Origin of the sequence: Aeromicrobium sp. 9AM (assembly GCF_902506105.1) — a bacterium.
In the GTDB taxonomy this organism is placed as follows: domain Bacteria; phylum Actinomycetota; class Actinomycetes; order Propionibacteriales; family Nocardioidaceae; genus Aeromicrobium.
The window spans coordinates 2,026,094-2,052,970 of the sequence record NZ_LR733304.1; the positions used below are offsets into that span (position 1 = coordinate 2,026,094).

The 26,877-nt window shown below is 68.4% G+C and carries 28 protein-coding genes, 1 other RNA gene and 1 riboswitch; of the genes, 15 read left to right on the forward strand and 14 right to left on the reverse strand.

The features are described 5' to 3' along the window. Positions 1-61 precede the first annotated feature (61 nt). Together BOSE46_RS16435 and BOSE46_RS16440 are read left to right on the forward strand one after the other, a co-directional pair. Complete coding sequence (locus BOSE46_RS16435; protein ID WP_159541258.1) at positions 62-4,618, forward strand: ATP-dependent helicase; 4,557 nt, start codon at positions 62-64, stop codon at positions 4,616-4,618. Next, on the forward strand, positions 4,611-5,390 hold the full coding sequence (locus BOSE46_RS16440; protein ID WP_159541259.1) for a DNA-formamidopyrimidine glycosylase family protein: 780 nt from the start codon (positions 4,611-4,613) through the stop codon (positions 5,388-5,390). The genes BOSE46_RS16435 and BOSE46_RS16440 overlap by 8 nt, the downstream gene beginning before the upstream one ends. Here BOSE46_RS16440 and BOSE46_RS16445 read toward each other — a convergent pair. Further along, positions 5,387-6,439 carry a hypothetical protein gene (locus BOSE46_RS16445; protein WP_159541260.1) on the reverse strand — a complete coding sequence of 351 codons (1,053 nt, stop codon included), beginning with the start codon at positions 6,437-6,439 and terminating at the stop codon, positions 5,387-5,389. The two genes, BOSE46_RS16440 and BOSE46_RS16445, sit on opposite strands and share 4 nt — an antisense overlap. A 167-nt stretch (positions 6,440-6,606) precedes the next feature. Between BOSE46_RS16445 and BOSE46_RS16450 the strand changes: the two genes are divergently transcribed. From BOSE46_RS16450 to BOSE46_RS16470, 5 genes are all read left to right on the forward strand, one after another. Continuing rightward, complete coding sequence (locus tag BOSE46_RS16450) at positions 6,607-7,215, forward strand: vitamin K epoxide reductase family protein (RefSeq protein ID WP_159541261.1); 609 nt, start codon at positions 6,607-6,609, stop codon at positions 7,213-7,215. A gap of 111 nt (positions 7,216-7,326) precedes the next feature. Further along, entirely contained in the window at positions 7,327-8,058 is a 732-nt protein-coding gene (locus BOSE46_RS16455) for a flavodoxin family protein (RefSeq protein ID WP_159541262.1), read from the forward strand. Between the two features lie 19 nt (positions 8,059-8,077). After that, positions 8,078-8,737: an RNA polymerase sigma factor gene (locus BOSE46_RS16460; RefSeq protein WP_236551778.1), complete on the forward strand. Its 660-nt coding sequence runs from the start codon at positions 8,078-8,080 to the stop codon at positions 8,735-8,737. Further along, complete coding sequence (locus tag BOSE46_RS16465) at positions 8,734-8,994, forward strand: anti-sigma factor (RefSeq protein ID WP_159541263.1); 261 nt, start codon at positions 8,734-8,736, stop codon at positions 8,992-8,994. Before BOSE46_RS16460 ends, BOSE46_RS16465 begins: the two co-directional genes overlap by 4 nt. A gap of 12 nt (positions 8,995-9,006) precedes the next feature. Further along, entirely contained in the window at positions 9,007-10,209 is a 1,203-nt protein-coding gene (locus BOSE46_RS16470) for a cation:proton antiporter (protein ID WP_159541264.1), read from the forward strand. Here BOSE46_RS16470 and BOSE46_RS16475 read toward each other — a convergent pair. Together BOSE46_RS16475 and BOSE46_RS16480 are read right to left on the reverse strand one after the other, a co-directional pair. Further along, a complete protein-coding gene (locus BOSE46_RS16475) occupies positions 10,202-10,492 on the reverse strand; it encodes a 4a-hydroxytetrahydrobiopterin dehydratase (RefSeq protein WP_159541265.1) in 291 nt (96 codons plus the stop codon). The two genes, BOSE46_RS16470 and BOSE46_RS16475, sit on opposite strands and share 8 nt — an antisense overlap. A gap of 30 nt (positions 10,493-10,522) precedes the next feature. After that, positions 10,523-11,008, reverse strand: coding sequence for a hypothetical protein (locus tag BOSE46_RS16480; RefSeq protein ID WP_159541266.1), 486 nt, complete (start codon positions 11,006-11,008; stop codon positions 10,523-10,525). 138 nt (positions 11,009-11,146) lie between these two features. Here BOSE46_RS16480 and BOSE46_RS16485 point away from each other — a divergent pair, with 138 nt between their 5' ends. Both BOSE46_RS16485 and BOSE46_RS16490 read left to right on the forward strand, forming a co-directional pair. Beyond that, positions 11,147-11,653 (forward strand): sigma-70 family RNA polymerase sigma factor, encoded by a 507-nt coding sequence (locus BOSE46_RS16485; RefSeq protein ID WP_159541267.1) that lies wholly within the window; start codon positions 11,147-11,149, stop codon positions 11,651-11,653. Beyond that, complete coding sequence (locus BOSE46_RS16490; protein ID WP_159541268.1) at positions 11,650-12,327, forward strand: anti-sigma factor; 678 nt, start codon at positions 11,650-11,652, stop codon at positions 12,325-12,327. The genes BOSE46_RS16485 and BOSE46_RS16490 overlap by 4 nt, the downstream gene beginning before the upstream one ends. Here BOSE46_RS16490 and BOSE46_RS16495 read toward each other — a convergent pair. Further along, positions 12,316-13,518 carry an MFS transporter gene (locus BOSE46_RS16495; RefSeq protein ID WP_236551779.1) on the reverse strand — a complete coding sequence of 401 codons (1,203 nt, stop codon included), beginning with the start codon at positions 13,516-13,518 and terminating at the stop codon, positions 12,316-12,318. The two genes, BOSE46_RS16490 and BOSE46_RS16495, sit on opposite strands and share 12 nt — an antisense overlap. Before the next feature lie 98 nt (positions 13,519-13,616). Between BOSE46_RS16495 and BOSE46_RS16500 the strand changes: the two genes are divergently transcribed. The 6 genes from BOSE46_RS16500 (at position 13,617) to BOSE46_RS16525 (ending at position 18,355) form a co-directional block, all read left to right on the forward strand. Then, positions 13,617-14,513: a LysR family transcriptional regulator gene (locus tag BOSE46_RS16500; protein WP_159541269.1), complete on the forward strand. Its 897-nt coding sequence runs from the start codon at positions 13,617-13,619 to the stop codon at positions 14,511-14,513. Positions 14,514-14,602: 89 nt separating this feature from the next. Continuing rightward, a complete protein-coding gene (gene dmpI, locus BOSE46_RS16505; protein ID WP_159541270.1) occupies positions 14,603-14,785 on the forward strand; it encodes a 4-oxalocrotonate tautomerase DmpI in 183 nt (60 codons plus the stop codon). 8 nt (positions 14,786-14,793) lie between these two features. Further along, positions 14,794-15,213: a nuclear transport factor 2 family protein gene (locus BOSE46_RS16510; protein ID WP_159541271.1), complete on the forward strand. Its 420-nt coding sequence runs from the start codon at positions 14,794-14,796 to the stop codon at positions 15,211-15,213. Positions 15,214-15,248: 35 nt separating this feature from the next. Then, positions 15,249-15,433, forward strand: a riboswitch (cobalamin riboswitch). A 56-nt stretch (positions 15,434-15,489) separates the two neighbouring features. Further along, positions 15,490-16,551, forward strand: coding sequence for an ABC transporter substrate-binding protein (locus BOSE46_RS16515; RefSeq protein ID WP_201299655.1), 1,062 nt, complete (start codon positions 15,490-15,492; stop codon positions 16,549-16,551). Further along, positions 16,548-17,588, forward strand: a complete 1,041-nt coding sequence (locus BOSE46_RS16520; RefSeq protein ID WP_159541272.1) for an iron ABC transporter permease — start codon at positions 16,548-16,550, stop codon at positions 17,586-17,588. Before BOSE46_RS16515 ends, BOSE46_RS16520 begins: the two co-directional genes overlap by 4 nt. After that, on the forward strand, positions 17,585-18,355 hold the full coding sequence (locus tag BOSE46_RS16525) for an ABC transporter ATP-binding protein (protein WP_159541273.1): 771 nt from the start codon (positions 17,585-17,587) through the stop codon (positions 18,353-18,355). Before BOSE46_RS16520 ends, BOSE46_RS16525 begins: the two co-directional genes overlap by 4 nt. Before the next feature lie 185 nt (positions 18,356-18,540). On the opposite strand, the gene ssrA is transcribed toward BOSE46_RS16525, so the two are convergent. The 10 genes from ssrA to BOSE46_RS16575 all read right to left on the reverse strand — a co-directional run bounded on the left by ssrA (position 18,541) and on the right by BOSE46_RS16575 (position 26,821). Continuing rightward, positions 18,541-18,909: a transfer-messenger RNA gene (ssrA, locus tag BOSE46_RS16530) on the reverse strand. A gap of 111 nt (positions 18,910-19,020) precedes the next feature. Next, on the reverse strand, positions 19,021-20,397 hold the full coding sequence (locus tag BOSE46_RS16535) for an MFS transporter (RefSeq protein ID WP_159541274.1): 1,377 nt from the start codon (positions 20,395-20,397) through the stop codon (positions 19,021-19,023). A 79-nt stretch (positions 20,398-20,476) separates the two neighbouring features. Beyond that, on the reverse strand, positions 20,477-21,352 hold the full coding sequence (locus BOSE46_RS16540; RefSeq protein WP_159541275.1) for an amidohydrolase family protein: 876 nt from the start codon (positions 21,350-21,352) through the stop codon (positions 20,477-20,479). Between the two features lie 2 nt (positions 21,353-21,354). Next, entirely contained in the window at positions 21,355-21,828 is a 474-nt protein-coding gene (gene smpB / locus BOSE46_RS16545) for an SsrA-binding protein SmpB (RefSeq protein WP_159541276.1), read from the reverse strand. Between the two features lie 29 nt (positions 21,829-21,857). Further along, complete coding sequence (locus BOSE46_RS16550) at positions 21,858-22,334, reverse strand: SRPBCC family protein (protein ID WP_159541277.1); 477 nt, start codon at positions 22,332-22,334, stop codon at positions 21,858-21,860. A gap of 6 nt (positions 22,335-22,340) precedes the next feature. Further along, positions 22,341-23,588, reverse strand: coding sequence for a M23 family metallopeptidase (locus tag BOSE46_RS16555; RefSeq protein WP_159541278.1), 1,248 nt, complete (start codon positions 23,586-23,588; stop codon positions 22,341-22,343). A gap of 108 nt (positions 23,589-23,696) precedes the next feature. After that, the gene (ftsX, locus tag BOSE46_RS16560) at positions 23,697-24,611 is read right to left on the reverse strand and encodes a permease-like cell division protein FtsX (protein ID WP_159541279.1); all 915 of its coding nucleotides are present in this window, start codon (positions 24,609-24,611) and stop codon (positions 23,697-23,699) included. A 9-nt stretch (positions 24,612-24,620) separates the two neighbouring features. Further along, on the reverse strand, positions 24,621-25,310 hold the full coding sequence (ftsE, locus tag BOSE46_RS16565) for a cell division ATP-binding protein FtsE (protein ID WP_159541280.1): 690 nt from the start codon (positions 25,308-25,310) through the stop codon (positions 24,621-24,623). A gap of 300 nt (positions 25,311-25,610) precedes the next feature. Beyond that, entirely contained in the window at positions 25,611-26,213 is a 603-nt protein-coding gene (locus BOSE46_RS16570) for a ClpP family protease (protein WP_159541281.1), read from the reverse strand. After that, entirely contained in the window at positions 26,210-26,821 is a 612-nt protein-coding gene (locus tag BOSE46_RS16575; RefSeq protein ID WP_159541282.1) for a ClpP family protease, read from the reverse strand. The genes BOSE46_RS16570 and BOSE46_RS16575 overlap by 4 nt, the downstream gene beginning before the upstream one ends. Between the last annotated feature and the right edge of the window lie 56 nt (positions 26,822-26,877).

Genomic DNA, 26,877 nt, shown 5'->3' on the forward strand with positions numbered 1-26,877 from the left:
CCTGACCGCCGTGGCCCGGTAGTCCCGAGCGCATGTCGGTGGTGGCTGCGACGATGGATCAATGACCGGTACGCTCGACCGTTTCGCCCCCGCCACCCGGCAGTGGTTCGACGAGTCCTTCGACGCGCCGACCCCGGCGCAGCTCGGCGCGTGGGACGCAGTCGCCGGCGACGAGCACGTCCTGGTGGTCGCGCCGACCGGATCGGGCAAGACACTGGCGGCGTTCCTGTCGTCGATCGACCGGCTCATGCATGCCGGTGAGTCCGAGGGCACGCGCGTGCTCTACATCTCGCCGCTCAAGGCGCTGGCCGTCGACGTCGAGCGCAACCTCCGCTCCCCGCTCGTCGGCATCACGCAGGCCGCAGCCCGGCGCGGCGACGAGTTCCGCGAGGTCTCCGTCGGCGTACGTTCGGGCGACACCACCCAGCGTGATCGACGGGCGCTGGTCACGCACCCGCCGGACATCCTCATCACGACGCCCGAGTCGCTGTTCCTCATGCTCACCTCGGCGGCGCGCGAGACGTTGCGCACGGTCGAGACCGTCATCGTCGACGAGATCCACGCCGTCGCCGGCACCAAGCGGGGTGCGCACCTCGCGCTGTCGCTCGAACGGCTCGACGCCCTGCTGACCGAGCCGGCTCGCCGCATCGGCCTCAGCGCGACCGTCAGGCCGCACGACGAGGTCGCCCGCTTCCTCGGCGGTTCTGCGCGCGTCACCGTGGTGGCTCCGGAGTCCGCGACCCGCCTGGCGCTCGAGGTCGAGGTGCCGGTCGACGACATGACCAGCATCCCGGCACCTCCGCGTGACGAGGGCAGCGGCGGCCGGGCGTTCGACGACGAAGACCAACCGCGCGGCAGCATCTGGCCGCACGTCGAGGATGCCGTGATGCGACGCGTCCTCGACCACCGCTCGACGATCATCTTCGTCAACTCTCGCGGTGTCGCCGAGCGCCTCACTGCCCGGCTCAACGAGGCATACGCCGTCCACCTCGGCGGCGAACCGGTTCCTGCGGGCTCGAGCCGGCCGCCGGCGCAGCTCATGGGCGGCAGCGCGCAGACGCGGCCCGGCCAGGGCGACGCCGAGGCGACCCTGGCGCGCGCGCACCACGGCTCGGTCAGCAAGGAGCAACGCGCTCTGATCGAGGACGACCTCAAGACCGGTCAGCTGCGCTGCGTGGTCGCGACGTCGAGCCTCGAGCTGGGCATCGACATGGGCGCCGTCGACCTGGTCATCCAGGTCTCCTCGCCGCCGTCGGTCGGCAGCGGTCTGCAGCGGGTCGGCCGCGCCGGCCACCAGGTCGGCGAGATCTCCCAGGGCGTCACCTACCCGACCTCGCGGCAGGACCTTCTCGGCGCGGCGGTCACCACGTCCCGCATGCAGCAGGGGCTGATCGAGCGCCTCGACATACCCGCCAATCCGCTCGACATCCTGGCCCAGCAGACCGTCGCGGTGACGGCGCTCGAGCCCATCGACGTCGAGGAGTGGTTCGACACCGTGCGCCGCAGTGCTCCGTTCGCGACGCTGCCCCGCTCGGCCTACGACGCCACGCTCGACCTGCTCGCCGGTCGCTATCCCTCCGACGAGTTCGCCGAGCTGCGGCCGCGACTCGTCTGGGACCGCGACGCCGGCACGCTCACGGGGCGGCCCGGTGCCCAGCGCCTCGCGGTGACGAGCGGCGGCACGATCCCCGACCGGGGCATGTTCTCGGTCAACCTGGCCGCCGGCACCGACGACTCCGGCGGCAGCCGCAAGGTCGGCGAGCTCGACGAGGAGATGGTCTACGAGTCGCGCATCAACGACGTCTTCGCGCTCGGCGCCACGAGTTGGCGGATCCAGGAGATCACGCACGACCGGGTCATCGTCACGCCGGCGTTCGGCCAGCCCGCGCGACTGCCGTTCTGGAAGGGCGATGCCATCGGCCGACCCTACGAGCTCGGCGAGGCGATCGGCGGGTTCGTCCGCGAAGCGGCAAACCTGTCGCCGGCCAAGCTGGCAGAGCGTACGTCCGCGCTCGGCCTCGGCGGCCAGGCCTCCGACAACCTCGCCGCCTACCTCAGCGACCAGAAGCAGGCGACGGGCCAGGTGCCGTCGGACCGCACCCTGCTCGTCGAGCGGTTCCGCGATGAGCTGGGCGACTGGCGCGTCGTCCTGCACTCACCGTTCGGCCGCCGGGTCCACGCGCCGTGGGCCCTCGCGGTCGGCGCTCGCATCGTCGAGCGGTACGGCATGGACGGCTCGGTCGTGGCCAGCGACGACGGCATCGTGGCGCGCATCCCCGACACCGAGGCCGAGCCACCCGGCGCCGACCTGTTCGTGTTCGACACCGACGACCTCGACAAGATCGTCACCGAAGAGGTCGGCAGCTCGGCGCTGTTCGCCTCTCGATTCCGCGAGTGCGCCGCGCGGGCGTTGCTCCTGCCGCGTCGCAATCCGGGCTCCCGGGCACCCCTGTGGCAGCAGCGCCAACGGTCGGCCCAGCTGCTCGACGTGGCGCGCAACCACCCGACCTTCCCGATCCTGCTCGAGACGGCCCGCGAGTGCCTGCAGGACGTCTACGACCTGCCGGCCCTGATGGCGCTCACCAAGCGCCTGGCCTCGCGTGAGGTGCAGATCGCCGAGGTCACCACCGAGCGGGCATCGCCGTTCGCCCAGAACCTGTTGTTCGGCTACGTCGCGGCGTTCCTCTACGAAGGCGACACTCCCTTGGCCGAGCGGCGCGCCTCGGCGTTGACCCTCGATCCCACGCTGCTGGCCGAGCTGCTCGGCCGGGCAGAGCTCCGCGAGCTGCTCGACCCGCAGGTCATCGAGCACACCGAGCTCGAGCTGCAACGTCTGACCGATGACCGGCGCGCCAAGGACATCGAAGGCGTGGCCGACCTGCTGCGCATGCTCGGGCCACTCACGACGACCGAGGTGACAGCGCGCGTCCAACCCGATGTCGCGTCGCACACCGAGACGTGGCTCGGCGAGCTGCAGGAGTCCCGGCGGGTCATCGAGGTGGCCATCGCCGGCGAGGTGCGCTGGGCCGTCGTCGAGGATGCCGGTCGCCTGCGCGACGCACTGGGTGTCGTGGTGCCGATGGGCATCTCCGACGCGTTCCTCGAAGTCACCGCGGACCCGCTGACCGACCTGATCTCGCGCTACGCGCGCACCCACGGGCCGTTCACCACGGAGGAGGCCGCGGCCCGGTTCGGCCTCGGCAGCTCCGTGGCGCTCCAGGTGCTTCGCCGACTCTCCCGCGACGGTCGCCTGACCGAGGGGGAGTTCCGGCCGCAGGCCACCGGCAGCGAGTGGGTCGAGCCCGGTGTCCTGCGCCGGCTCCGCTCCCGCTCGCTCGCGGCTGCCCGCCACCAGGTCGAGCCCGTCGATCCATTGGCCTACGCACGTTTCCTGCCCTCGTGGCAGGGCGTGGGTGGCAGCCTGCGCGGCGCCGACGGCGTGCTGACGGCGATCGACCAGCTGGCCGGTCTGGCGCTGCCGGCATCGGCGTGGGAGTCGCTGGTGCTTCCTGCACGCGTACGCGACTACTCCCCCGCCATGCTCGACGAGCTGACGACCGCCGGCGAGGTCATGTGGTCCGGCGCGGGCACGCTGCCGGGCAACGACGGCTGGGTCCAGCTCCACCCGGCCGATCTCGTGCTGCGGGCCGCCGGCACGACTCCACCGGAGCCCGACTCCCTGCAGGCCACGATCATCGAGGCGCTCGACGGTGGCGGGGCATTCCTGTTCCGCCAGCTCGCCGACGCGGTCGACACCGACGACCATGGCGCGCTGGCCGAGGCGCTCTGGGACCTGGTGTGGTCCGGCCGGGTCAGCAACGACACGTTCGCGCCGTTGCGCACCCTCGTCGGCCGAGGCGGCGCGCATCGCACCACCCGGCCTGCCCCCCGAGCGCGCATCCACGGCCGGCGCACGCGATCCCCGCGCGTCGCGTTGCAGGGCCCTCCGACGGTCGGCGGCCGGTGGTTCGCACTCAACGAGACGACCGGCGATCCGACCAGCCTGCAGCTGGCCCGCACCGAGTCGCTCGTGGGGCGCTATGGCGTCGTGACCCGCGGATCGGTCATGGCCGAACAGACCCCCGGCGGGTTTGCGGGTGTCTATCGGGTGCTGCGCGAGCTCGAGCAGACCGGAGCCGTCCTGCGTGGCTACTACATCGAGACTCTGGGAGCGGCCCAGTTCGCCGCCCCTTCCACGGTCGACCGGATGCGCGGACACGTGAGCGACGACGACCGGCCGACCGACGCTGCGGCGTTGACGCTCGCCGCGACCGACCCGGCCAATCCCTACGGCGCGGCGCTGCCCTGGCCCGAGCGCACCGAGGAGTCCGCCGGTCATCGGCCGGCTCGCAAGGCCGGGTCGCTGGTCGTGATGCACGACGGCCGCCTGGTGGCCTACCTCGAGCGCGGTGGCCGCAAGGTGCTGGTCTTCGACGACGATCCCGCCCGGCTGGCGGCGGCCGCCACCTCACTCGTCGCCACGGTCCGGGCCAAGCGCATCAGCCGGCTCTCGATCGAGACGGCCGACGGCCAGTCGGTCGCGTCGACACCGCTGGGCGAGGCCCTGCTCGAGGCCGGCTTCGAGCGCACGATCAAGGGCCTGCGACTCGATGCCTGAGGGCGACACCGTCTGGCGCACGGCCCGGCACCTCCACGAGGCGCTCGCGGACCGCGAGCTGACCCGCACCGACTTCCGGGTCCCGGCCTTCGCGACGGTCGACCTGCGCGGGGAGGTCGTCGACGAGGTCATCAGCCATGGCAAGCACCTCCTGATCCGCACGCCGGTGCACTCGATCCACTCGCACCTCAAGATGGAGGGCGCCTGGCACGTCTACCGCCTTGGCTCGCCCTGGCGCCGGCCCGGTCACTCGGCCCGAGCCGTCCTCGAGAACGACGAGTGGCAGACCGTGGGCTATTCGCTCGGCATCCTCGAGGTGCTGCGACGTGACGACGAGCAGTCGGTGGTCGGCCACCTCGGGCCCGACCTGCTCGGACCCGGCTTCGACCTCGACGAGGCCACGCGCCGCGTGTCTGCCGACCCCACCCGCGAGGTCTTCCTCGCACTGCTCGACCAGCGCAACGTCGCAGGGTTCGGCAACGAGTACGTCAACGAGCTCCTGTTCATCATGGGCCTGCTGCCGACCCGTCCGGTCGGGGAGGTCTCGGACATCCGGCGGGTCATCTCCCGCGGTCAGAAGATGCTCGACCTCAACAAGTCACGCGTCGACCGCTCGTTCACCGGCAGCGCCCGCCAGGGCGAGGAGCGCTGGGTCTACGGCCGCGAGCGGGCGCGCTGTCGGCGATGTGGCACCCCGCTCCGGCACGGCACGCTCGGCGATCGACCGACCACCGAGCGCAACACCTTCTGGTGCCCGCACTGCCAGACCTAGAGCTTTGCGATCGCCGCGCGCTCGTCCTTGAGGTCCGCCAGCACCATCGCGCCCATGCGGGCGAGGAAGTGGTCGGTCCACCACGGATAGTTGCGGACATCCTTGTCCTTGCGCAGCGCCGGGTCGAGCGCGAGCACGGCCTTCCTGATCTTCGGACCGTTGCTCTTCACCAGCTTGTCGTACGTGTTGTTGTTCTTGTTGAGCTTGGGATTGTTGACCGAGGACTTCATGGTGCGGACGTACCGGTAGTTCTTGGCCTGCAGCCGGTTCTGTCCGACGTACGCCTGGCGGAAGACCTTGCAGGCTGCGCCGTAGGACGTGCGCCCGCACGTGTCCGCCGAGAAGTACTTCAGGTTGCGGGCCGTGTACTGCTTGATGGCCTTGAGCCGCAGGTCCGCGTACGTGTTCTTCTTCTTGGCGATCGAGGAGACGCACCCCTCCCTGCCCTTCCCGCAGAAGATTCCGCCCGGCTCGGTGTCCCCCGGCTCCAGCGCGTACTTGTCGGAGGAGTCCCACAGCTTGTCCGGAGCGACACCTGAGGCGTTGTAGCCGATGTTCCACCGGCAGTCGCGCTCGACCTGTGCCAACGCGCTGGTCGCTGCCTTGACGTACGCACGCACGGTCTTCTCCCGGCGGGCCGACTTGTCGCCGGCCTCGCTGTAGTCGGAGCTGACCTTGCTCAGGAAGCCGCCGGTCGCCATCTTCGGCAAGCCATCGGCCGCATCGGCGAGCTTCTTGCGTGAGTCGGCCACGGCGTCGCAGCCCTCCTTCTGGGTGGCGAGCGCCTTGGGCGTGGATGCGTTCTTGCGCACGTACGTCCCGTGCGGCACGCTCGCCGTCGCGGCCAGCAGGATCGGCTTCTCCTTGGCCTTCCACGCCGCATAGTCGTCGTCGTAGTCCGAGGCCTTGCTGCCGGCGGCCGACGAGGCGTACAGGTACGAGCCCGCGATCAGGGCGATCACGACGACAGCGATGATCGCCAGGATGATGAAGAGCCGCCGACGACTCTTCGGAGCCGGCGTGAGCTCGGGCGTTGCGGCGTCGGTCATTCAATCCCCCTGGGGCACCTGGTCATCACGCCACGCCAGAGCAGGTGCGATCCCCCGACGCGCAGGTCCATCATGGACTGCGGCCGGACAGGCTGGCACCGCGCCCCCGCGCTGCGCTTGGAGGGTATGTCCGGCTCAACTTGCCGGTTGACTCTAGGATCACGGTTATGACCGATCTGATCGACGATGTCGACACCACTGGCGACGACACCCTCGCGAGCCGCGGCCTCGGCCTCCTGCTGACGATCGGCGGCGCGATCGGGCTGCTCTCGGCTGCGATCCTCATCATCGACAAGATCGAGTTCCTCAAGCACCCGGACAAGCTGCTGAGCTGCGACCTCAATGCCTTCGTCAGCTGTGGTGGCGTCATCAACACCGACCAGGCGTCGGCATTCGGGTTCCCCAACCCCATCATCGGAGTCGCCGGCTTCGCGATCGTCGTGACGCTCGGCGTGCTGATGATCGCTCGCGTCGAGCTGCCCACCTTCGTCTGGCTGGGTCTGCAGGCCGGGGTCCTGTTCGGGATCGGCTTCGTCACATGGCTGCAGAGCCAGAGCATCTACGAGATCCAGAAGCTGTGCCCCTGGTGCATGGTCGTGTGGGCCGTCACGATCCCGATCTTCGTGTGGGTGACCGCGCGCAACCTGCGGGCGTACGCACCGAACAACCCGGTGTCGCGCTTCGTGGGCGACTGGACGCTGCTGATCAACATCCTCTGGTACGTCGCCGTGATCGCCGCGATCTGGTTCAAGTTCGGCGAGAACCTCTGGGCCTGAGCGGTGCTCGCAGAGGTTCATTCCTAGCGTCATCCGCTCATGGACTTCTTCTGAGGTGTAACGCCAGCGCCTTTCGCGGCACTGATGGTGAACACCACCCGAGGAGAACCCATGACAGAAGTCGCCACCGCGCCCTCGGCAACGAGCTTTGCCGACCTCAAGGCCCTGTTCATCAACTGCACCCTGAAGAGATCGCCGGAACCCAGCAACACCGACGGCCTGGTCGACATCAGTCGCCACATCATGGAGGCGCACGGCGTGCAGGTCGAGGTCGTGCGCGCCATCGACCACGACATCGCCACCGGCGTGTGGCCCGACATGACCGAGCACGGGTGGGAGACCGACGACTGGCCGGCGATCTTCGAGAAGGTCAAGGCTGCCGACATCCTGGTGCTCGCCGGGCCGATCTGGCTCGGCGACAACAGCTCGATCATGAAGCAGGTGCATGAGCGTCTCTACGGTGGCTCGCACCTGCTCAATGACCGCGGCCAGTACCTCTACTACGGACGGGTCGGCGGCTGCCTGATCACCGGGAACGAGGACGGTATCAAGCACTGCGCGCACAACGTCCTCTACACGCTGCAACACATCGGCTACACGATCCCGCCGCAGGCCGACGCCGGCTGGATCGGAGAGGCCGGACCCGGCCCGTCGTACCTCGATCCCGGCTCGGGCGGCCCCGAGAACGACTTCACCAACCGCAACACGACGTTCATGACGTGGAACCTGATGCACCTCGCCCGTCTGCTCAAGGACGCCGGAGGCGTCCCGGCATACGGCAACCAGCGCTCCGAATGGGACGCGGGCTGCCGGTTCGACTTCGAGAACCCGGAGTACCGATGACAGGCGATACGCTCTGGCGGTGGTCAGTTCGAGCACCGACGACGCGATCGTGGCCGGTGTTCGCGCCGGTGACGAAGCCGTCTTCGCTCTCCTGCTGAGTGACTGGTCACGATCCATGCTCATGGTCGCGCGCACGTTCGTCTCGACGGAGGCCTCTGCCGAGGAAGTCGTTCAGGACACGTGGCTTGCCGTGATCCGCGGCATCGACGGCTTCGAGGGCCGTTCCTCGCTGCGCACGTGGGTCTACAGGATCCTTGTGCACACCGCGAAACGGCGCGGCACGCGCGAGAGCCGCATCGTGCCGTGGGGCAACCTGACCGCGGAGGATCGCGGTTCGACGGTCGATCCGGCGCTCTTTCGCGCCGACGATGACCAATATCCGGGAGGTTGGCTCTCGTTCCCCCAGGAATGGCACTCGGCCGAGGGCAGCGTCCTCGCCGGTGAGGTGCGTGCCCACCTTCGCGCCGCGATCGACGCGCTGCCAGATCGCAAGCGAGTGGTCATCACCTTGCGCGACGTGATGGGACACAGCTCCGACGAGGTGTGCGACATGCTCGAGATCTCGGCCGCGAACCAGCGGGTTCTTTTGCACCGAGCGAGGGCAGCCGTTCGCGCCCAGCTGGCGGACTTTCTCGTGGGCGATGACGGTCCGCGTGACGGTGGGGGTGAGCTGGGATGAGCCATCTCACCTGCCAGGAGTTCGTCGAGCTGGTCACGGATTACTTCGAAGGCACCCTCGACGAGAACGTGCGAATCCGGTTCGACGAGCACCGTGCACTGTGCCCCGGCTGCGAGACCTACCTGGAGCAGATGCAGGAAACTGTGGCGAAGCTCGGTGAGATCCCCGTCGAGACCCTGTCGGACGAGATGCAGTCCGTCCTCCTCTCCGCCTTCCGCGACATCCACCGCGGACCGCCGACCGATCGCACCACCTGAATCGAGAAGCCCATGCCCGACGTCGAGTTCACCAACCTGCTGATCGTCGTCGTCATCGCGCTGCTCGCCCCGTTGACACTCGGGCTGGCACCACGGCTCAGGCTCCCGGCCGTCGTGCTGGAGATCGTCACCGGCATCGTGGTCGGGCCGCAGGCCCTGGGCTGGGTCGAGGTGGACCTGCCAGTCTCCATCGTGTCGCTGCTCGGCTTGGCGTTCCTGCTCTTCCTCGCCGGTCTGGAGATCGACGTCCACCAGCTGCGAGGGCAGATGCTGCATCTCGCCCTCCTCGGGTATGCCGCGACGCTTGTCCTCGGGATCGCCGTCGGGACGGTCTTGGAGGCCGTCGGCTGGGTCAAGAGCCCGGGGCTGGTGGCCGTCACGCTCTCAGCCACCTCCCTGGGCCTGGTCGTGCCCGTGCTCAAGGACGCCGGCCGGGTGGACAGCCGTCTCGGTCAGATCGTCGTGGCGGCCGCCTCTGTTGCGGACTTCGCCGCAATCGTCCTGCTGTCGCTGTTGTTCTCCACCTCGGACGCGAGTACCGGGAGCCGGCTGGTCCTGCTTGTCTCGTTCGCCGCACTCATCGCAGCCACGGCCGTTGCCGCCACCGTGGTTGCCCGCTCCAAGCGCCTCACGACGACGTTGACCACGTTGCAGGACACGACGGCGCAGATTCGCGTACGGGCCGCTGTGGTCCTCCTGGTGGCATTCGTGACACTGGCCGAGCAGTTCGGACTCGAGAGCATCCTCGGCGCGTTCATGGCCGGCGCAGTCGTGGGTCTGGTCGATCGGGACTCCGCATCTCATCCCCACTTCCGCACCAAGCTCGAGGCCATCGGATACGGATTCCTGATCCCGGTGTTCTTCGTCAGCAGCGGAATGAGGCTCGACCTCAGCGGACTGATGGAGAATCCAGCGGCCCTTGCCCGAGTCCCGCTGTTCCTCGCGGCGCTGCTCGCGGTTCGGGGCCTTCCGGCACTGTTGTTCAGCCGCCTGCTCGATCGTCGGACGGTGATCGCCGCTGGACTGCTCCAGGCGACCTCACTGCCGTTCGTGGTGACCGCTACGCAGATCGGGGTCCTGACAGGGCTGATGAGCGGGGTCACCGCGGCCGGCCTCGTGTGCGCGGGCCTCCTGTCGGTGATGGTCTTCCCAGCGGTTGCGCTCCTGCTTCTCCGCTCGCCGCAAGGGGACCGTCCGGTCTCCGGGTCTAGCTGACAGCGCCGGCGACCCTCTCGAGCACGCGCGCGAGCTGGATGTCGCGCCCCGTCACCCCGCCGACGTCGTGGCTGGTCAGCCGGACGTCGACGCGGTTGTAGACGTTGGTCCACTCCGGATGGTGGTCCTGCTCCTCGATCGGCCCGGCGGCACGATTCATGAAGTCGAGCGCGGCGCGGAAGTCGGCGAACTCGTACGTCCTCACGATCGCCTCGCCCTCCTGTGACCAGCCGGGCAGCGAGTCGAGGGCTTCTTCGATCTGGGCATCAGTGAAGGTCGACATGTCTTCGACGATACGTCGCGCTCCCAGGCGTCAGTAACCCCCGCCGCCACCAGTCTCGGCGGCTGCCTGAATCTTCTTGCCGGCCGGCGAGACGACCCACCAGATGTCACCGACGCCCTGGCCGTTGGTGTCGCCCGCCTTGCCGTCGTCGGCGTACGTGTAGAGCGGCATGCCCTCGAGCGTGACCTGCTTCGACCCGTCGGCCCCCGTGATCGTGCCGACCTCGCCCTTGACCCCGTCGACCTTGGGCTTCGCGGACGACGTCGTGATGGCCGGCCACTCCTCGGCGCACGCGCCGGTGCAGGAGCTCTTCCCAGAGCCGGGGGTGTCCTTGTCGAAGGCGTACGCGGTCATCCCCTTGCCGTCGACGACGATCCTGCCCAGCGAGCTCGTTGAGGTGCCGATGTCGGAACCCTTGGCGGGGACATCCCCCGATGAGTCCGAGCCTCCGCACCCGGTCAGGGCCAGGACGGCCAGCGAGCTGCCGGCCAGCGCCAGCGTGAGCCTGCGATTCATGGCGATCAACTTCCTTCGATCTCGAGGTCGGGGCGGACATGCCCCCGAAGTGAGGACGAGATCGCGGCACGGCGCGTTCAATGGTGGGAAGGATTGAACGATTCGGCTCTGCTTCCCGTTGTAGTGCCTGGAGGACTGATGCCCGAGGACCAGGACGAGCTGCTGCGTGCGCTGCACGACGCGCATGCGCCTGCCCTGCTCCGCTACGTCACCCGTTTGACGTACGACCCGGCGCTCGCGCAGGACGTCGTGCAGGAAGCCCTGTTCCGGGCCTGGAAACGGCCGGCGATCCTCGAACAGGGTGACGCGGCTTCGCGGGCCTGGCTGTTCACGGTGGCGCGCAACCTCGTCATCGACGACCGCCGGAGCGCCCGGCACCTCCATGAGGTGCCGACCGAGCGGATGCCCGAGACCTCGCGAACGGACGGCACCGACGCAACCCTCGACCGGTGGCTGGTGTCCGACGCGCTGCGTTCACTGTCGACCGAGCACCGCCACGCGGTCGTCAGCGCCTACTACCTCGGCAAGTCGGCCGCCGAGATCGGCCGCGAGGAAGGGATTCCCGAGGGCACCGTGCGTTCACGGATGCACTACGCGCTCCGCGCCCTACGACTCGCGATGCAGGAAAGAGGTGTCACGCGATGAACGACGACCCGTTCCACGACTGGGACGCCGCCTATGTCCTCGGCCAGCTCGGCCCGGACGACCGGCGGGCGTACGAGCAGCACCTGAAGACCTGCGCCTCCTGCTCGGCGGCTGTCGCCGAGCTCGCCGGCATGCCCGGCATCCTGGCGACCCTGACCAAGGACGAAGCACTCGCACTCCTCGATCCCGAGCCGGTCGAGCCCGCCTCTGACGGACTCGTGACCCGGCTCGCCGTGGCTGCCGGGCGACGTCGCCGCCGCGTGCGGCTTGCCATCGCGGGTGCGGGTGTCGCGGCCGCCCTCGGGCTCGGCGTAGGCGGATACGTCGTGGGGTCGGCCGACGACCCACCCTCAGGGCACTTCGTCGCAATGAGTGAGGTGCAGCCCGGCATCATGACCGCCAACGTGCGGGTCGAGAAGAAGGCCTGGGGCACCCGGATCGACTGGAACTGCCACTACGTCGCCACCGGTGGATACAGCGCCAGCCGCGTGTACGAGCTCGTCGTCACCGACACGTCGGGGCACGAGACGGTCGCGGCGACCTGGACCGCGTCGAGCCCCAAGGCGGCTTCCCTCTCGGCCTCCAGCAGCGTGCCGAAGGCGCAGATCCGACGCGTCGACATCCGCGTCGCCGGCTCGGACGAGCCGCTGACCGAGACGGAGCTAAACGGCTGACGGTCTGGGGTCTCGTGCACACGTGATGGCCGCAGCCAGCGCGATCGCCAGGGCAGCGACGGTCGTGGTTCCCAGCCAACCGATCCACGCGACCGCAGCCGTGCCAAAAGCCGTACCCAAGCTGCCGCCAACAAAGTAGACGACCATGTACGCGCTGTTGAAGCGGGCCGGCGCCTCGGGTTCTATCGCCAGAACGGTGCTCTGATTCGCGACTTGGGCGGAGAACAATCCGGCATCGAACGCCGCGAGACAGGCCACGACCAGACCTGGACTGTCGAGCACGAAGCCCAGCGCGGCGGCGGCAACCCCGGCAAACGACAACCCCGCCAGGATCACGACCCGGTGTCCGTGCCGATCAGTGAGCAAGCCGGCTACCCGGGTCGCCATGATCCCGCTCAGCCCAGCAAGGGCGTACAGGCCGATCCGCTCCGCCGAATAGCTGTACGGCGGCTCGGACAACGCGACCGCGAGACCGCCCCAGATCGCGCAGAACGCGAAGAACCATGCGGTGCCCCTCGCTGCGGCCAGGCGCAGAGGCGCGAACCGGGCGAACAAGCGCGGCATCGATCGAAGGGTCGCCAAGTATCCGTTCTGCCCATTGGCACGCACCTCGGGCAGCGCCTTGAGTGCGAGGCCTGCGATGACCAGGCACACAGCGGCGAAGATCACGAGCATCTCTCGCCAGCCCGCCGCGTCCGCGAGCCAGCCACCCACCATGCGGCCGACCAAGATGCCCGCTGAGATCCCCGCCGTGACGATGCCGAGCACGGTCGCTCGGCGCGCCGGGCTCGTCAGACGCCCGGCGACCGAGCTGAGGCCGGCGCCCACGGCGGAGCACATCCCACTCAGGAGTACACACAGACCCAGCAGCCAAGTGTTGGGCACCGCCGCTGTCGCCGCGATCGAGATGCTCAGCACCGTGAGCTGTGTGGCCAGCACGTATCGAGGCGGAAACCTGTCGACCAACGGCACCAGCAGGCCCAACCCGAGCAGATAGCCCGCAGGTCCACATGCCAGGGCAATCCCGACCACTGACGTCGACGATCCGAGTGCGGTCGCCACATCACCAATTGCGGGTTGCAAGACGTATATCGCCGCTGTCCCGAGGGCTGCCGCCATGGTCATGAACAGGATGACCGGACGGCGAAGGTCGACGGTGGGTGCGGACTCATCCGCGGGCTGGGTTCTCACTCCTCGACGGTATGAACCGCCAGACCTACGTGCTGGCGGAAACCGGACGGCAACGCGGCGTCCTGTCCCGGCACGGACAGGAGTGACAGACTTTGCAGGTGGAGATCAGGCAGGTCGAGTGCTTCCTCGCGGTGTCGGAGTCGCTGAGCTTCCGGGTGGCCGCGGAGACCTTGGGCATCGGCCAACCGGCCGTGAGCGGACAGGTCGCCCGCCTCGAACGAGAGCTCGGCCAGAGACTGTTCGAACGGACGTCCAGGGTCGTGAAGCTGACTGCGGCGGGCCAGCGGTTCCTGCCGGAGGCGAGATCGATCCTGGCCGCGGTCGAGCGCGCCCGCACGGTGGTCACCCAACAGGGCGAGGCGCAGGTCCCGCTGAGGCTCGGAAGCAGCACCGGCCTGGGTCAACGGCTCGACCTGCTGCTGGAGACGTTGAAGCGGACCGATCCCGACATCGCCGTGGAGCTGGGAACGTACGCGACGGCCACCCGGTTCGACCGGGTCCGGACCGGCCAGCTGAACGCGGCGTTCGTCCGTGGGGTTGGCACCGCAGCCGACCTCGACGTCGTTCCGGTCTGGGACGACCCACTGGTGATCGCTGTCCCATCCACGCATCCGACAGCGGGTCAGGACGCGATCGACCTCGCCGACCTCGCGTCGCTGCCGTTGTGGCTCGTGCCACGCAAGGCGAATGCGCCGCTGGTCGACCTCGTCATGTCGGCGTGCGCGGCCGCCGGGTTCGAGCCGACCCTCGGCCCGCACACGTCGAAGCTGCCGGAGACCTTGGCATCGATCGGCAACGGGGATGGCTGGACGATCCTGTACGAACCGCACGCCCAGCAGCTTCGGCACACCCGGGTGGTGTTCCGCCCGGCTCTGCCTGAGCTCTCGATGACGACCTCTGTCGCGGTGCCGGCGGGATCACGCTCTCCCCTGCTGACCCGCCTGCTCGCGGCGTGCGCCGAGGTTCGTACGCACGGCAGCAATCATCGCGCGTGATCGTTGCGATCTGCTGATCGCCATTGATGGTCCTGCGGACCGCACGTGGAATGGGTGGACACAAGAGTCACCCAACCCAAGGAGTCATCATGCCGATCGTCACCGTCCTGCAAGGACCCCGCGCCGTCGAGCAGAAGCGCGCCCTCGTCAAGGACATCACCGACGCATTCGTCGACGGCTACGGGATCCCGGCCGAGACCGTCCAGGTCTGGATCCTCGACACCCCGACCGACAGCTGGGGTGTCGCCGGCACCCTCACCGCGGATCGGTAGGCCGCGACATGACAACCCGCACCTCCGATGCCCGAGCCGTCCTCGAGCGCTACCTCGACGCCCTGACCGAAGGCCGTCTCGACGCGATCGCGGACAGCTTCACCGAAGACGCCACCTGGTGCCTGCACGGCGACCTCCCGCTGTCCGGCATCAGGTGGGGCCGTGAGGACATCATGTCGTTCCTCGTCGGCGCCGGATCCCTGTACGAGCCAGGCACGCAGCAGTTCGACTTCGGCACGCTGATTGCCGAGGGCGACACCGCGGTCCTGGAGTGGCGAGTGCGTGGCATCGCCTCGGCCACGGGACTGCCGTACGACAACGAGTACTGCGGCATCTTCGAGATCGTCGACGGACGCATCTCGGCGGTCCGGGAGTACCTCGACTCGCTGCACGCGTCGGAGGTGCTGTTCACCCCTGAGCGGGTGTGAGTCCCGACCACTGAGCCAACTTAGGCCACCCTTTGCTAGGCTGCGAGCGAACCAGTCGTACCCAGTCGTTTGGGTCAGGGAATCCGGTGAGACTCCGGAGCTGACGCGCAGCGGTGAGGGGGACGGGGGTGGCATCGGCCACTGGATCGTGAGATCTGGGAAGGCGCCACCATCCGGTCGAACCCGAGTCCGAAAACCTGCTGGTTTGCGGCCGACATCTGTCGGCCGGATCATTCGTCAGGCTCCGCGCAAGAGCCTCAGATCACAGGACATCAGATGCCCCTCCCTACCCTCCTACGCCCGGCCGCGTTCCTGGCCACTGCCATGCTGGCCGCCTCGGTCCTGGCCGCCTGCGGAACCAGCGACTCCCCCAGCACCGGGACCACCAAGCTCGCCGCCACCGAAGGCCGTACGACATACCCGCTGACGATCAAGAACAACTGCGGGATGGACGTCACGATCGACAAGGCTCCGCGGCGGGCCGTCTCCGTCAACCAGGGCTCGACCGAGATCCTGCTGTCACTCGGCCTCGAGGACCGCATGGTCGGCACGTCGACCTGGACCGACGCGATCCGCCCCAACCTGGCCAAGGCCAACGCCAAGGTTCCCCGCCTGGGTGACAATGCCGTGTCCTACGAGCGAGTGCTCCAGGAAGAGCCCGACATCGTGACGGCGTCGTTCGGCGGTTCGCTCAACGACGAGGACCCCGACCGCCGCCAGCAGTACGCCAAGCTGGGGGTACCGACGTACGTGGCGCCCTCGCACTGCGACGGCCGTACCGACGAGAGCGGTGACGGGCCCCGCGACCATCCCCTCCAGATGGACGTCATCTATCAGGAGATCACCGAGCTCGCCGAGATCTTCGACGTCCCGTCGCGCGGCGAGAAGCTCATCGCCGACCTGAAGGCCCGGATGACCAAGGCGGCGCAGAACGCACCTGACACCGACGTCTCGGTCGCGTACTGGTTCGCCAACACCGAGCTGCCCTACATGGCCGGCTGCTGCGGCTCGTCGGGCGTCATCTCCCGCACGGTCGGCGTGAAGAACGTCTTCGCCGACACGCACACCGAGTGGCCGCAGGTCAGCTGGGAGACCGTGCTCGACCGCGATCCGACCGTCATCGTGCTCGGCAACCTGCGGCGCAAGTCGCAGACCGGCGACAAGCTCGAGGACAAGATCCGGTTCCTCGAGTCCAACCCGGTCACCAAGCGCCTGACCGCGGTGCGCAAGAAGCGCTACGTCATCATGAACGGCGCTGACATGAACCCCTCGATCCGCACCGTCGACGGCACCGAGAAGCTCGCCAAGGCGCTGGTCGCTCTTGGGCTCACGCGTTGAGCCACGTCGTACGGGCCGCCACGGTCCGGGGTGCCCGAGGGGCGCTCTGGGCCGTGGGCCTGGCGGCGCTGACGCTGTCGGTCGCCGTCGCGATCACGATCGGACCAGCGCAGGTGTCGGTGCGCGACGTGTTCGGCGTCGTCGCGCAGCACCTCGGGTGGGGCGACGCCGGGGTCTCGCGCATACGTGACGGCATCGTGTGGGAGCTGCGCTTGCCGCGTACGCTCCTGGCTGCCGTGTGCGGGGCGGGCCTCGCGATCTGCGGCGCCATCATGCAGTCCCTGCTGCGCAACCCGCTCGCCGATCCGTTCGTGCTCGGCATCTCCTCGGGAGCATCCACTGGTGCCGTGCTCGTCGTGATCCTCGGTGTCGGCGGCGGGGTCATCTCGCTGTCGGCCGGCGCTTTCCTCGGCGCGGTCGTGGCGTTCACGATGGTGCTGCTGCTCGCCGCGGGAGCCGGCGGCACCCCCGACCGCGTCGTGCTCGCGGGAGTCGCCGCGACGCAGCTGTTCTCGGCCCTCACCTCGTTCATCGTCACCTCCTCGGCCGATGCCGAGCAGACCCGTGGCGTGCTGTTCTGGTTGCTCGGGTCGCTCAGCGGCGCCGGCTGGACCGACGTGATCACCTGCGGGATCGTGTGCGGTGTCGGGCTCGTGGTCTGCATCGCCCTCGCGCCCGCACTCGACGCGTTCGCATTCGGCGAGGACGCCGCCGCATCGCTCGGCATCTCCGTGCGATGGGTGCGGCTCGTGCTCCTCGTGGTCACGGCGCTCATCACCGCGACGCTCGTCAGCGCCGCCGGCGCGATCGGCTTCGTGGGGCTCGTGCTGCCGCACGCCGCCCGCGCCGTCGTCGGCCCCGGTCACCGGCTGCTGCTCCCGGCGACAGCGCTCATCGGTGCGATCTTCCTGGTCTGGGTCGACACGGTGGCCCGAACGGTCTTCAGCCCGCAGGAGCTCCCGGTCGGCGTCGTCACCGCGCTGGTCGGAGTGCCCGCGTTCGCCGTGATCCTCTCTCGACGCAGGAGGCCCGTATGAGTCTCGCAACGCGCCACGCATCGTGGAGCGTCGGCGGCCGCCAGGTCGTCCACGACGTCACGCTCGACGTCACACCCGGCACGACGCTGGGCCTGTTGGGGCCCAACGGCTCGGGCAAGTCGTCGCTGCTTCGGCTGCTTGCCGGTGTGCGCAAGCCTGCGAGTGGTCGCGTGCTGCTCGACGGCGCCGACCTGCACGGCATGCGCCGGCGAGACGTCGCCCGGCGGATCGCCGTCGTCGAGCAGCATGCGCAGACCGAGCTCGACCTCACGGTGTCCGATGTCGTGAAGCTCGGGCGCATCCCGCACCGATCGACGTGGGCGGCCGAGGACAGCGACGACCGGGCCGCGGTCGCCGAGGCACTCGCGCGCGTCGAGCTCACTGACCTGGCGGATCGCTCATGGCACACACTGTCCGGCGGCGAACGTCAACGCGTACACATCGCTCGCGCTCTGGCCCAGGCCCCACAGGAGCTGCTGCTCGACGAACCGACCAACCACCTCGACGTGCACCACCAGCTGGATCTCCTGGGCCTGGTGCGCCGTCTTCCGGTCACCTCTGTCGTCGCCCTCCACGACCTCAACCTCGCGGCGATGTTCTGCGACCAGCTCGTCGTGCTGTCTGCTGGCGCGGTGGTGGCCATCGGCGCTCCTTCGGAGGTGCTGACGCCGGATCTGATCGCTGAGGTCTACCGGGTTCACGCCGTCGTCACCCCGGACGGGCCCGGCGGCGTCCCGGCGGTGCGTTTCCTGCCGGGAGCGGCGTAAGGGGCGTTCGGGGATCCCTCGGTGGAGCTGCGCGGATCCTCCGGTGGAGCTGCCGGGATCCCTTGTCCGGCGGCGCCTGACGGCGGCTTCGCCGCGAAAAAGGCGCCGCGTGTCAGGGGCCCACTCGATTCCCGGCAGCTCCACGACGAAGGACCTCCGCCCAGTGGGCGGAGGTCCTGTCTTCGTCGTGGAGCTGCCGGGAATCGAACCCGGGTCCTATGGCGCTGAGTCAGGGCTTCTCCGGGTGCAGTTCGTCTATCGCTTTTCTCGGCCCCGACGCTCGGACGAACGCGTCGCCGACAGGCCCAGTCGCAGAAAAGTCCCGATCACACGCTGCGACGCCGTGTGATCAGCAAGTCCCCTAAATGAGACTGGCGATCCGGAGCGGGAACGCCCCCGGGCCAGCCCTTCACCTATCGCTTAAGCAGCGAGGGCGAAGTCAGTGCGCTTTGAATCGGCACTTGTTGGTTTCCAGAGATCGTTTAAGAGATAACCCTGGATCCTCTACCCGCTTCACCTGAATCGAACGACCTTAGTCGAAACCGATCAGCCCCTCTTGAGTTTTCAAACGCTGCCGAAGCAACGCCACCATCCTACCCCTGTACAACCTCCGGACCGTTCCAGGAATTCCGAAACCACCTGAACATCGGCTGTTCCAAGGCTCGTCAGTCCTCGGCGAGCAGGGCTTCTGGGGTGACGGCCTTGCCGTGGATCAGGGCCGCCGCGCAGGCGCCCGCCACCAGCAGCATGCCGACGCAGATCAGCGTGCCCATGCGGAAGCCCGGGTCGAACACATCCGGGTCAGCGAAGTCCTTGCCGGCGATCCCCGCGATCGGCGGGATCGCGGCGACAGCCAGGAGCGAGGCCGTGCGAGCCACGGCGTTGTTGATGCCCGACGCGATGCCGCTCTGCATGTCGGGCGCTGCCGCCAGCACGGCCGTCGTCAGCGGAGCGACAAGCAGCACCAGGCCGAGGCCGAACACGATCGCACCCGGCAGCACGTCGATCCAGAAGTTGGTGTGCTCGTCGACCATGAGCCAGAGGAGCAACCCGCCGGCCGACACGACAGGTCCGAACGTCATCGGCCAGCGAGGGCCGATCCGGGTGGCGAGCGCACCGGCCTTGGACGAGAACAGAAGCATCAGGATCGTTGCCGGGATCGTCGACAGACCCGCCTCGAGCGGCGAGAACCCGGCGACATACTGCAGCTCGAGCACGAGCAGGAAGCCCGACGCGGCCAAGGCGCCATAGATCGCGAACGTGCAGATGTTGGCGGCGGTGAACACCCGGTTCGCGAACAGTTCGAGCGGCACCAGCGCGTGCGGCGTCAGCTTCTGGTGAACGACGAACGCCGCCAGCACGACGAGCCCGCCGACCGACCACATCCACGACTTCTCAACCAGCCCGTACGTCAGGAAAGCCAGGCCGGCCGCCGTCAGCGCCGCTCCGCCGAGATCGAGCTTCTTCTGCTCGCCGGTCGTCTCCGGCACGTGCTTGATCGACAGCCAGACGACCACCGCGGCGAGCGGCACGTTGATCCAGAAGATCGACCGCCAGCCGACCATGTCGACCAGCCAGCCGCCGACCAGCGGCCCGATCGCCGTCGTCACGCCCGCGAGGCCGGACCACACGCCGATCGCCGGGCCGCGGTCCTCCGGCACGAACGACGCCGAGATGATCGCCAGGCTGCCCGGCGTCAGCAGCGCGGCGCCTATGCCCTGCAGCCCGCGAGCAGCGACGAGCACCTCGATCGTCGGGGCCACGGCGCACAGCACCGACGCCATCGCGAACCAGGTGACCCCCACGACGAACACCTTGCGGCGACCAAGCTGGTCGCCGAGCGACCCGCCCACGAGGATCAGCGCAGCGAGGGTGAGCGTGTAGGCGTTGACCGTCCACTGCTGGCCCGGCAGGCCACCGCCGAGGTCGCGCGTGATCGCCGGCAGCGCGAGGCCGACGATCGAGCCGTCGAGGAACGCCATGCCGGAGCCGAGGATCATCGCGGCCAGCAGCCACTTGCCCTGCGCGCTCGCCAGTCTCATGCCGCCACCCGCAAAAGAAGCTCACGATACGCAGGCGACGGCATGACTGCTGCCACATGATTCCCTCGCTGGCGCTCGGTCATGCGGCAACCCCGAACAGCTTCGCGCCGTTGTGCCACAGCACGTCCTTCATCCAGTCGTCACCGAGGTCGAGCCGCTCCAGCACCTCGACCTGGTGCGCATAGGCGTACGGGATGTTGGGGAAGTCCGTGCCGAACAGGATCTTGTCCTGCAGCGCCGCGAGGCGGGGCACGACGCCGTCGGGGATCGGCAGCCCCCAGAAGTCGACGAATGCCATCGTGGTGTCGAGTCGCATGTTCGGGTAACTCTCTGCAAGGTCGAGGAATTCCGAGATCTCCGGCATGCCGAGGTGCGCGATGATCAGCGCAAGGCTCGGATGCCTCGACATGACGTCGGCAACCGGACTGGGGCCGGTGTGCGTGCCGGGCGCCGGTCCGGACCCGGCATGCAGGACGATCGGCGTCCCGCTCTCGGCGAGCGCGCTCCACACCGGTTCGAGCAGAGGGTCGTTCGGCGCGAAGTCACCGACCTGCACGTGCGCCTTGAACACCTCGACCCCGTCCGCGATGAGCTTGGGCACGTACGTCGCTGCCTCGGGCTCGGGATAGAACGTCGCCGAGCGCAGCGCGTCGGGCGTACGAGCCGCAAACTCGGTCGTCCAGTCGTTCATGAACCCGGCGATGCCGGGCTTGTGGGCGTACGACAGCGCCGAGAACTTCTTGACGCCGATCGCCCGCAGCTGCTCGACGCGTTGGTCGTCGCTGCCCCGATAGGTCACCGGCCACGGCCGCCCGAGCAAGGGTCCGGCCGAGTCGAAGTAGGCCCACACCTTGGCGAGAATCGCCGGCGGCATGAAGTGCGTGTGGACGTCGACGATTCCGGGGATGCCAAGCCTCGCGGCGTACGCCGGCAGGTCGGCATCCTCCCAAGCCACCGCTACATGCCCTTGAGCCGACGCCCGAGATCCCGTTCTGCCTCGCGGGTCGCGTCGCGCTCGGCGATGGCGTGCCGCTTGTCGTACGTCTTCTTGCCCTTGGCCAGCGCGATCTCGACCTTGGCGCGACCATCCTTGAAGTAGAGCGACAGCGGGACGATCGTCAAGCCCTTCTCGGACGTACGCCGCTCGATGCGGTCGATCTCCTGCCGGTTGAGCAGCATCTTGCGCCGCCGGCGGGTCTCGTGATTGGTCCAGGTGCCCTGCGTGTACTCCGGGATGTGGACGTGCAGCAGCCATGCCTCGCCGCGCTCGATCTCGCCGAACCCGTCGACGAGGGATGCGCGACCGGCACGCAACGACTTCACCTCGGTGCCGCTGAGGACCAGTCCGGCCTCAAACGTGTCTTCGATGTGGAAGTCGTGGCGCGCCTTCTTGTTCTGCGCAACGAGCTTGCGCCCGGTTTCCTTGGCCACCCCACCATTGTGACACCCCGGTACGACGTTCAGGCGCGTACGGCCGCCAGCACCACCGGATCGGCACATCCGCGAGCGAATCCGGCGATGCGCCGGTCGATGTCGCGTTGCAGCACCCGCGCCCCGATGCGTTCGGCGATCGGGGCCAGCCACCTCGGCCTGCAGCGGATGTTGTAGCGCCACGTGGCGCGCGTCCCGCCACCCGGTTCGGGCGCGAACCGCCATCCGCCGGCGAACGACTCGAAGAACCACGGCCCGTCGAGCATCTTCATGCCGACGTTGGTCGGCGGGTTGAACGACACGTACTCGCTGGTCATCCGCAACACCTTCAGGCGGTGCCGCGTCGCGGTCCGTACGCCCTTCGCAGGCGTCGTCGCACCGTCGAGCAGGTGCTGCTCGTGGATGAACGGGTCCCACCGCAGCCGGGTCTCACCGGTCGTCTGCGACACGGCGAACGCGGTGGCGTGGTCGACCGCCACGACGACGCTCGACTCGACGACCGGCATGCGCTCCTACAGCCAGCCCATGGGGTTCACGGTCGAGCCGTTGACGAGCACCATGAAGTGCAGGTGGCAGCCGGTCGAGTAGCCGGTCGTGCCGGAGTAGCCGATCGTCTGGCCGCGCTTGACGTGCTGACCGGGGCTGACGATCCAGCGGGTCAGGTGGTTGTACGTCGTGACGACGCCCTTGCCGCGCATCCGGCCGTTGTTGAGGATGATCCGGTTGCCGTAGCCCCCGTTGTAGTACGTCTGCAGGACCGTGCCACCGGCAGCTGCGCGCACCGTCGTCCCGCAGGGGGCGCCGAAGTCGGTGCCGTCGTGGAGCTTCCAGACGTGCAGCACGGGGTGAAAGCGCATCCCGTACGGCGAGGTGATCGGGTATCCGCTGACGGGGTACGACAGCGTGCCGCCGCCGTCACCGCCGGCGTCCTTGACCTGCTTGGGGGTGAGGGCGCGGATGCGGGCCTCGAGGCTGTTGCGCTCGGACTCCAGCGAGGCGAGCTGCTTCTTGTCCTCGGCACGCAGTCTGGCAGCGGTGCTGCGGGCGCCCCGTCGCGCGGTGACGAGCTGCGCCACCTGGGCCCTCTGGGACTCGGCTGCCGCTTCGAGGTTCTGCTTGCGTACGAGGTTGGCGGCGGCGGCTTCGCGCTGCGCCTTGACCTGGTCGCGCAGCTTGGTCACCCGGTCGCGGTTGACCTCGAGGATCACGCGCGTGGCCGCGAGGGTCTGCATCGTCGCGAGCTGGTCGTCGCTGACCGCGTCGTTGAGGCTCATCTGCTCGGAGAACTGGTTGGGGTCCTCGCCCTGCAGGAGGCTGCTGAACGCCCGCATGCCGGGGTCGCCCTGCTCGATGTTCTGCACCGCGAACTGCTCGACCTTGGACTCCGAGCTGCGCAGCTCGGTCTTGCCCTTGCTGAGCCGCGCGACAGCGGCGTCGAGCTCGGCCTCGGTCGAGGTGAGCTTGGCCTGCATCTCGGTGTCGCGGGCCTTGGCCGTCGCGAGGGCACCGCGGGTGTTGCTGAGCTTCGACTGCGCGGCGTCGAGCTTGCCCTGGGCGAGCTTGAGGGCCGCGACGGCGTTGGCATACTTCTTGGTCGAGAGCTCGAGATCCTTCTTGGCGTCGCCGATCTTGCCGCTGACACCCTTCTTCTGCTTCTCGAGGTCGTCCTTCTTGTCGGCGAACGACGGGGTCGCCAATGCGGCGATCAGCGATGCCATCAACAGCACCGCCATGGCGGCCTTGCGGGTGGTGGAAAACATGAACTCGACCTCGGGGAAGAGCCTCCCGAGGGAGGGCGCGTCGGTTGTCTCTTCCGCACCTTACGTCACATGAGTCACACCAAGAAGCATTTCGCCTCCCGGGAGTGGCTAGACGTCGAGGTACTTGCGCGTCATCACGAGGGTCGGGATCAGGGCCAGCACCATGGCGAGCGCCGTCGTCCATCCGACGACGATCACTGCTTCGTGCCAGCCGACCCACGTCGTGAGCGACCCCAGGGTGTGCCGCAGGTACTGGTAGACGACGAAGTACATGAAGGCGGCGAGCCCGGCAGCTGCCAACATGGCCGAGAGCAGCGCCGCGATCAGCGACTCGAGGACGAACGGCAGCTGGATGTGCCAGCTCGATGCGCCGACGAGCCGCATGATGCCGATCTCGCGCCGTCGGGCGTACGCCGTCATGCGGACGGTGTTGGAGACCTGCAGGATCGCCGCGACGATCAGCAGGAGGGCGACACCGATCGATGCCCACTTCATGTTGTTGAGGAAGTCGAACAACGGGCCGAGGAGCTTCTTGAGCGAGTTGACGTTGCCGACACCGTCCATGCCCGAGACCTGGCTGACGACACCGTCGTACTTGTCGGCGTCCTTGAGGGTCACGAAGTACGACTCGGGGAACGACTCGGGGCCGAGGGTCTCGAGCTGCTTGCGGCCGGTGTCGGACTGGCCGAGGAGCGCGCGCGCCCGCTCGTAGTTGTCGTTGGGCGTGCGTACGTCGAACGACTTGACCTCGGGGTTCTCCCGCAAGGCCTGCTGCACGGCCTTCTTCTGGTCATCCGTGGCGACACCGCCGATGCAGTTGGAGCTCGGCGAGTTCTTGGTGCACAGGTTGACCTGCAGCTGGAGCTTGGAGCCGAAGTACTTCTCCGTGCGGTCGGCCTGCTGCTGGATCAGCAGACCCAACGCCACCAGCAGCAGCGAGACGGTCATCGTGACGACCAACGAGATCGTCATGGACTTGTTGCGGGACAGGCTTTGGCGCAGCTCACTCAAGGTGCTTCGCATCGACGTCTCCTAGTTCTGGTAACCGTAGATGCCGCGGGCCTCGTCACGGACGATGAGTCCGTTGTCGAGCTCGATGACGCGCTTGCGCATCTGGTCGACGATCGACGAGTCGTGCGTGGCCATGACCACGGTGGTGTCGGTGCGGTTGATCCGGTCGAGCAGCTTCATGATGCCGACGCTGGTGGCGGGGTCGAGGTTTCCGGTCGGCTCGTCGGCGATGAGGATCATCGGCCGGTTGACGAACGCGCGAGCCACGGCGACGCGCTGCTGCTCGCCACCCGACAGCTCGTCGGGCATGCGGTGCCCCTTGCCCTCGAGGCCGACCATCTCGAGCGTCTCGGGGACGAGCTTGTTGATCTCGCTGCGCGACTTGCCGATGACCTGCAGCGCGAACGCGACGTTCTCGGTCACGGTCTTGTTGGGCAGCAGGCGGAAGTCCTGGAACACCGTGCCGACCTGGCGGCGCAGCTTGGGCACCTTCCAGCTCGACAGCTTGTTGATCTCCTTGCCTGCGACGTAGACGCGCCCGGTCGTGGGGCGGGCCTCGCGGAGGATCAGGCGCAGGAACGTCGACTTGCCCGAACCGGAGGAGCCGACAAGGAAGACGAACTCGCCCTTCTCGATCTCCAGGTCGACGGCGTCGAGCGCAGCGCGCTTCTGGCCGGGGTAGGTCTTGGTGACCTTGTCGAATCGAATCACCCGTCGAGTGTAGGTGGGTGGACCCACCGGGCGTCGGACCCGGCTGCCTAGGTGTACCCGGTCAGGACGTTGGTAGCGGGAATGGCTTGACGTGAACGAGAACCTCCGGGTGGGGTGTGGCTTGTCGAAGGCCCACATCCACCACGGAGGTTCTCGTGTCCCACGGTAATGCTCGCACCGCATTACCGTGGGACACGAGAACCTCCGTGGTGGATGTGGGCCTTCGACAAGCCACACCCCACCCGGAGGTTCTCGTTCACGTCAAGCCATTCCCGCTACCAACGTCCTGACCGGGTACACCTAGGCCGCCACAGCCGTACGCCGTTGCAGCACCTCGTCGGCCAGCCCGTACGCGATGGCCGCCTCAGCGGCGAACACGCGATCGCGGTCTGTGTCGGCACGCAGCGCCTCGACTGTCTGGCCCGTGTGGCTCGACAGGATCGACTCGATCGCGGCGCGGATGCGGACGACCTCGTCGGCTTGCAGGATGAGGTCGGGGATCGCGCCGCGGCCCTGGACCGCAGGCTGGTGGAGGACGACCCTGCTGTGCGGCAGCACCGAGCGGCGCCCGGGCTCACCGGCGGCGAGCAGCACGGCGCCGGCGGCGATGGCCTGACCGACGCAGGTCGTGGCCACCGGAGCCTGGATGAACTGCATCGTGTCGTAGATCGCCAGCATCGCGGTCTCGTCGCCGCCCTCGCAGTTGATGTAGAGGTTGATCTCCTGGCCGGGGCCGTCCGCCTCGAGGTGCAGCAGCTGGGCGATCAAAGCATTGGCGACGCCCGAGTCGATGCCGGTGCCGAGGTAGATGATGCGCTCCGCGAGCAGGTGCGAGTAGACGTCCATGACCCGCTCACCCCGCGGGTGCTGCGCGATGACGTTGGGGATCGTGTAGCTGCTCATGCGTTGACCCCCATCGCGAGGTGCTTCCGGGTCGGCATGACCTGCTCGAAGTTGTCGACGATGGCGTCGACGAAGCCGTAGTCGACAGCCTCCTGGGCGGTGTACCACCGGTCGCGCAGGGAGTCCTCGAAGATCCGCTCGACCGGTTGCCCGGTGTCCTCGGCGATGATCCCGAGCACCGTGTCGCGGGTGTAGCGCAGGTCCTCGGCCTGCAGCTCGACGTCGACCGCGGATCCACCGATGCCGGCCGACCCCTGGTGCATGAGGATCCGCGAGTGCGGCAGGGCGTATCGCTTGCCCTTCGTCCCTGACGACAGCAGGAACTGTCCGGCGCTGCACGCGAGGCCCAGCGCCAGGGTCGCGACGTCGCACGGCACCAGCTTCATGACGTCGCGGATCGCGAGCATCGACGGCACGGAGCCGCCCGGCGAGTGGATCCAGAGCACCGCATCCGCGACCGGGTCCTCAGCCGCCAGCGAGAGCAGCTGGGTCGCCAGGAGCGTGCCGTTGTCGTCGTCGAGGGCCCCATCGAGCACAAGGACGCGTCGGTGCAGCAGCTGTTGCCGCATCTGTCCGGAGAAGAGAGTGGTCTTGTCGTTGTCAGCCATGTGACCATCGTGCGGACCCGCGAGACCCGGCAAAAGGTTTGCTGCTGCAGGCGGAT

Bases quoted from the DNA above. Each gene is read 5' to 3' on its own strand.
- BOSE46_RS16465 (WP_159541263.1), top strand. From the start codon at position 8,734: ATGAGCCATCTCACCTGCCAGGAGTTCGTCGAGCTGGTCACGGATTAC.
- BOSE46_RS16440 (WP_159541259.1), top strand. From the start codon at position 4,611: ATGCCTGAGGGCGACACCGTCTGGCGCACGGCCCGGCACCTCCACGAG.
- BOSE46_RS16470 (WP_159541264.1), top strand. From the start codon at position 9,007: ATGCCCGACGTCGAGTTCACCAACCTGCTGATCGTCGTCGTCATCGCG.
- BOSE46_RS16435 (WP_159541258.1), top strand. From the start codon at position 62: ATGACCGGTACGCTCGACCGTTTCGCCCCCGCCACCCGGCAGTGGTTC.
- BOSE46_RS16485 (WP_159541267.1), top strand. From the start codon at position 11,147: ATGCCCGAGGACCAGGACGAGCTGCTGCGTGCGCTGCACGACGCGCAT.
- BOSE46_RS16575 (WP_159541282.1), bottom strand. From the start codon at position 26,821: ATGGCTGACAACGACAAGACCACTCTCTTCTCCGGACAGATGCGGCAA.
- BOSE46_RS16570 (WP_159541281.1), bottom strand. From the start codon at position 26,213: ATGAGCAGCTACACGATCCCCAACGTCATCGCGCAGCACCCGCGGGGT.
- dmpI (WP_159541270.1), top strand. From the start codon at position 14,603: ATGCCGATCGTCACCGTCCTGCAAGGACCCCGCGCCGTCGAGCAGAAG.
- BOSE46_RS16515 (WP_201299655.1), top strand. From the start codon at position 15,490: ATGCCCCTCCCTACCCTCCTACGCCCGGCCGCGTTCCTGGCCACTGCC.
- BOSE46_RS16525 (WP_159541273.1), top strand. From the start codon at position 17,585: ATGAGTCTCGCAACGCGCCACGCATCGTGGAGCGTCGGCGGCCGCCAG.
- BOSE46_RS16555 (WP_159541278.1), bottom strand. From the start codon at position 23,588: ATGTTTTCCACCACCCGCAAGGCCGCCATGGCGGTGCTGTTGATGGCA.
- BOSE46_RS16445 (WP_159541260.1), bottom strand. From the start codon at position 6,439: ATGACCGACGCCGCAACGCCCGAGCTCACGCCGGCTCCGAAGAGTCGT.
- BOSE46_RS16550 (WP_159541277.1), bottom strand. From the start codon at position 22,334: ATGCCGGTCGTCGAGTCGAGCGTCGTCGTGGCGGTCGACCACGCCACC.
- BOSE46_RS16450 (WP_159541261.1), top strand. From the start codon at position 6,607: ATGACCGATCTGATCGACGATGTCGACACCACTGGCGACGACACCCTC.
- BOSE46_RS16535 (WP_159541274.1), bottom strand. From the start codon at position 20,397: ATGAGACTGGCGAGCGCGCAGGGCAAGTGGCTGCTGGCCGCGATGATC.
- BOSE46_RS16475 (WP_159541265.1), bottom strand. From the start codon at position 10,492: ATGTCGACCTTCACTGATGCCCAGATCGAAGAAGCCCTCGACTCGCTG.
- ftsX (WP_159541279.1), bottom strand. From the start codon at position 24,611: ATGCGAAGCACCTTGAGTGAGCTGCGCCAAAGCCTGTCCCGCAACAAG.
- BOSE46_RS16510 (WP_159541271.1), top strand. From the start codon at position 14,794: ATGACAACCCGCACCTCCGATGCCCGAGCCGTCCTCGAGCGCTACCTC.
- BOSE46_RS16455 (WP_159541262.1), top strand. From the start codon at position 7,327: ATGACAGAAGTCGCCACCGCGCCCTCGGCAACGAGCTTTGCCGACCTC.
- BOSE46_RS16490 (WP_159541268.1), top strand. From the start codon at position 11,650: ATGAACGACGACCCGTTCCACGACTGGGACGCCGCCTATGTCCTCGGC.
- BOSE46_RS16480 (WP_159541266.1), bottom strand. From the start codon at position 11,008: ATGAATCGCAGGCTCACGCTGGCGCTGGCCGGCAGCTCGCTGGCCGTC.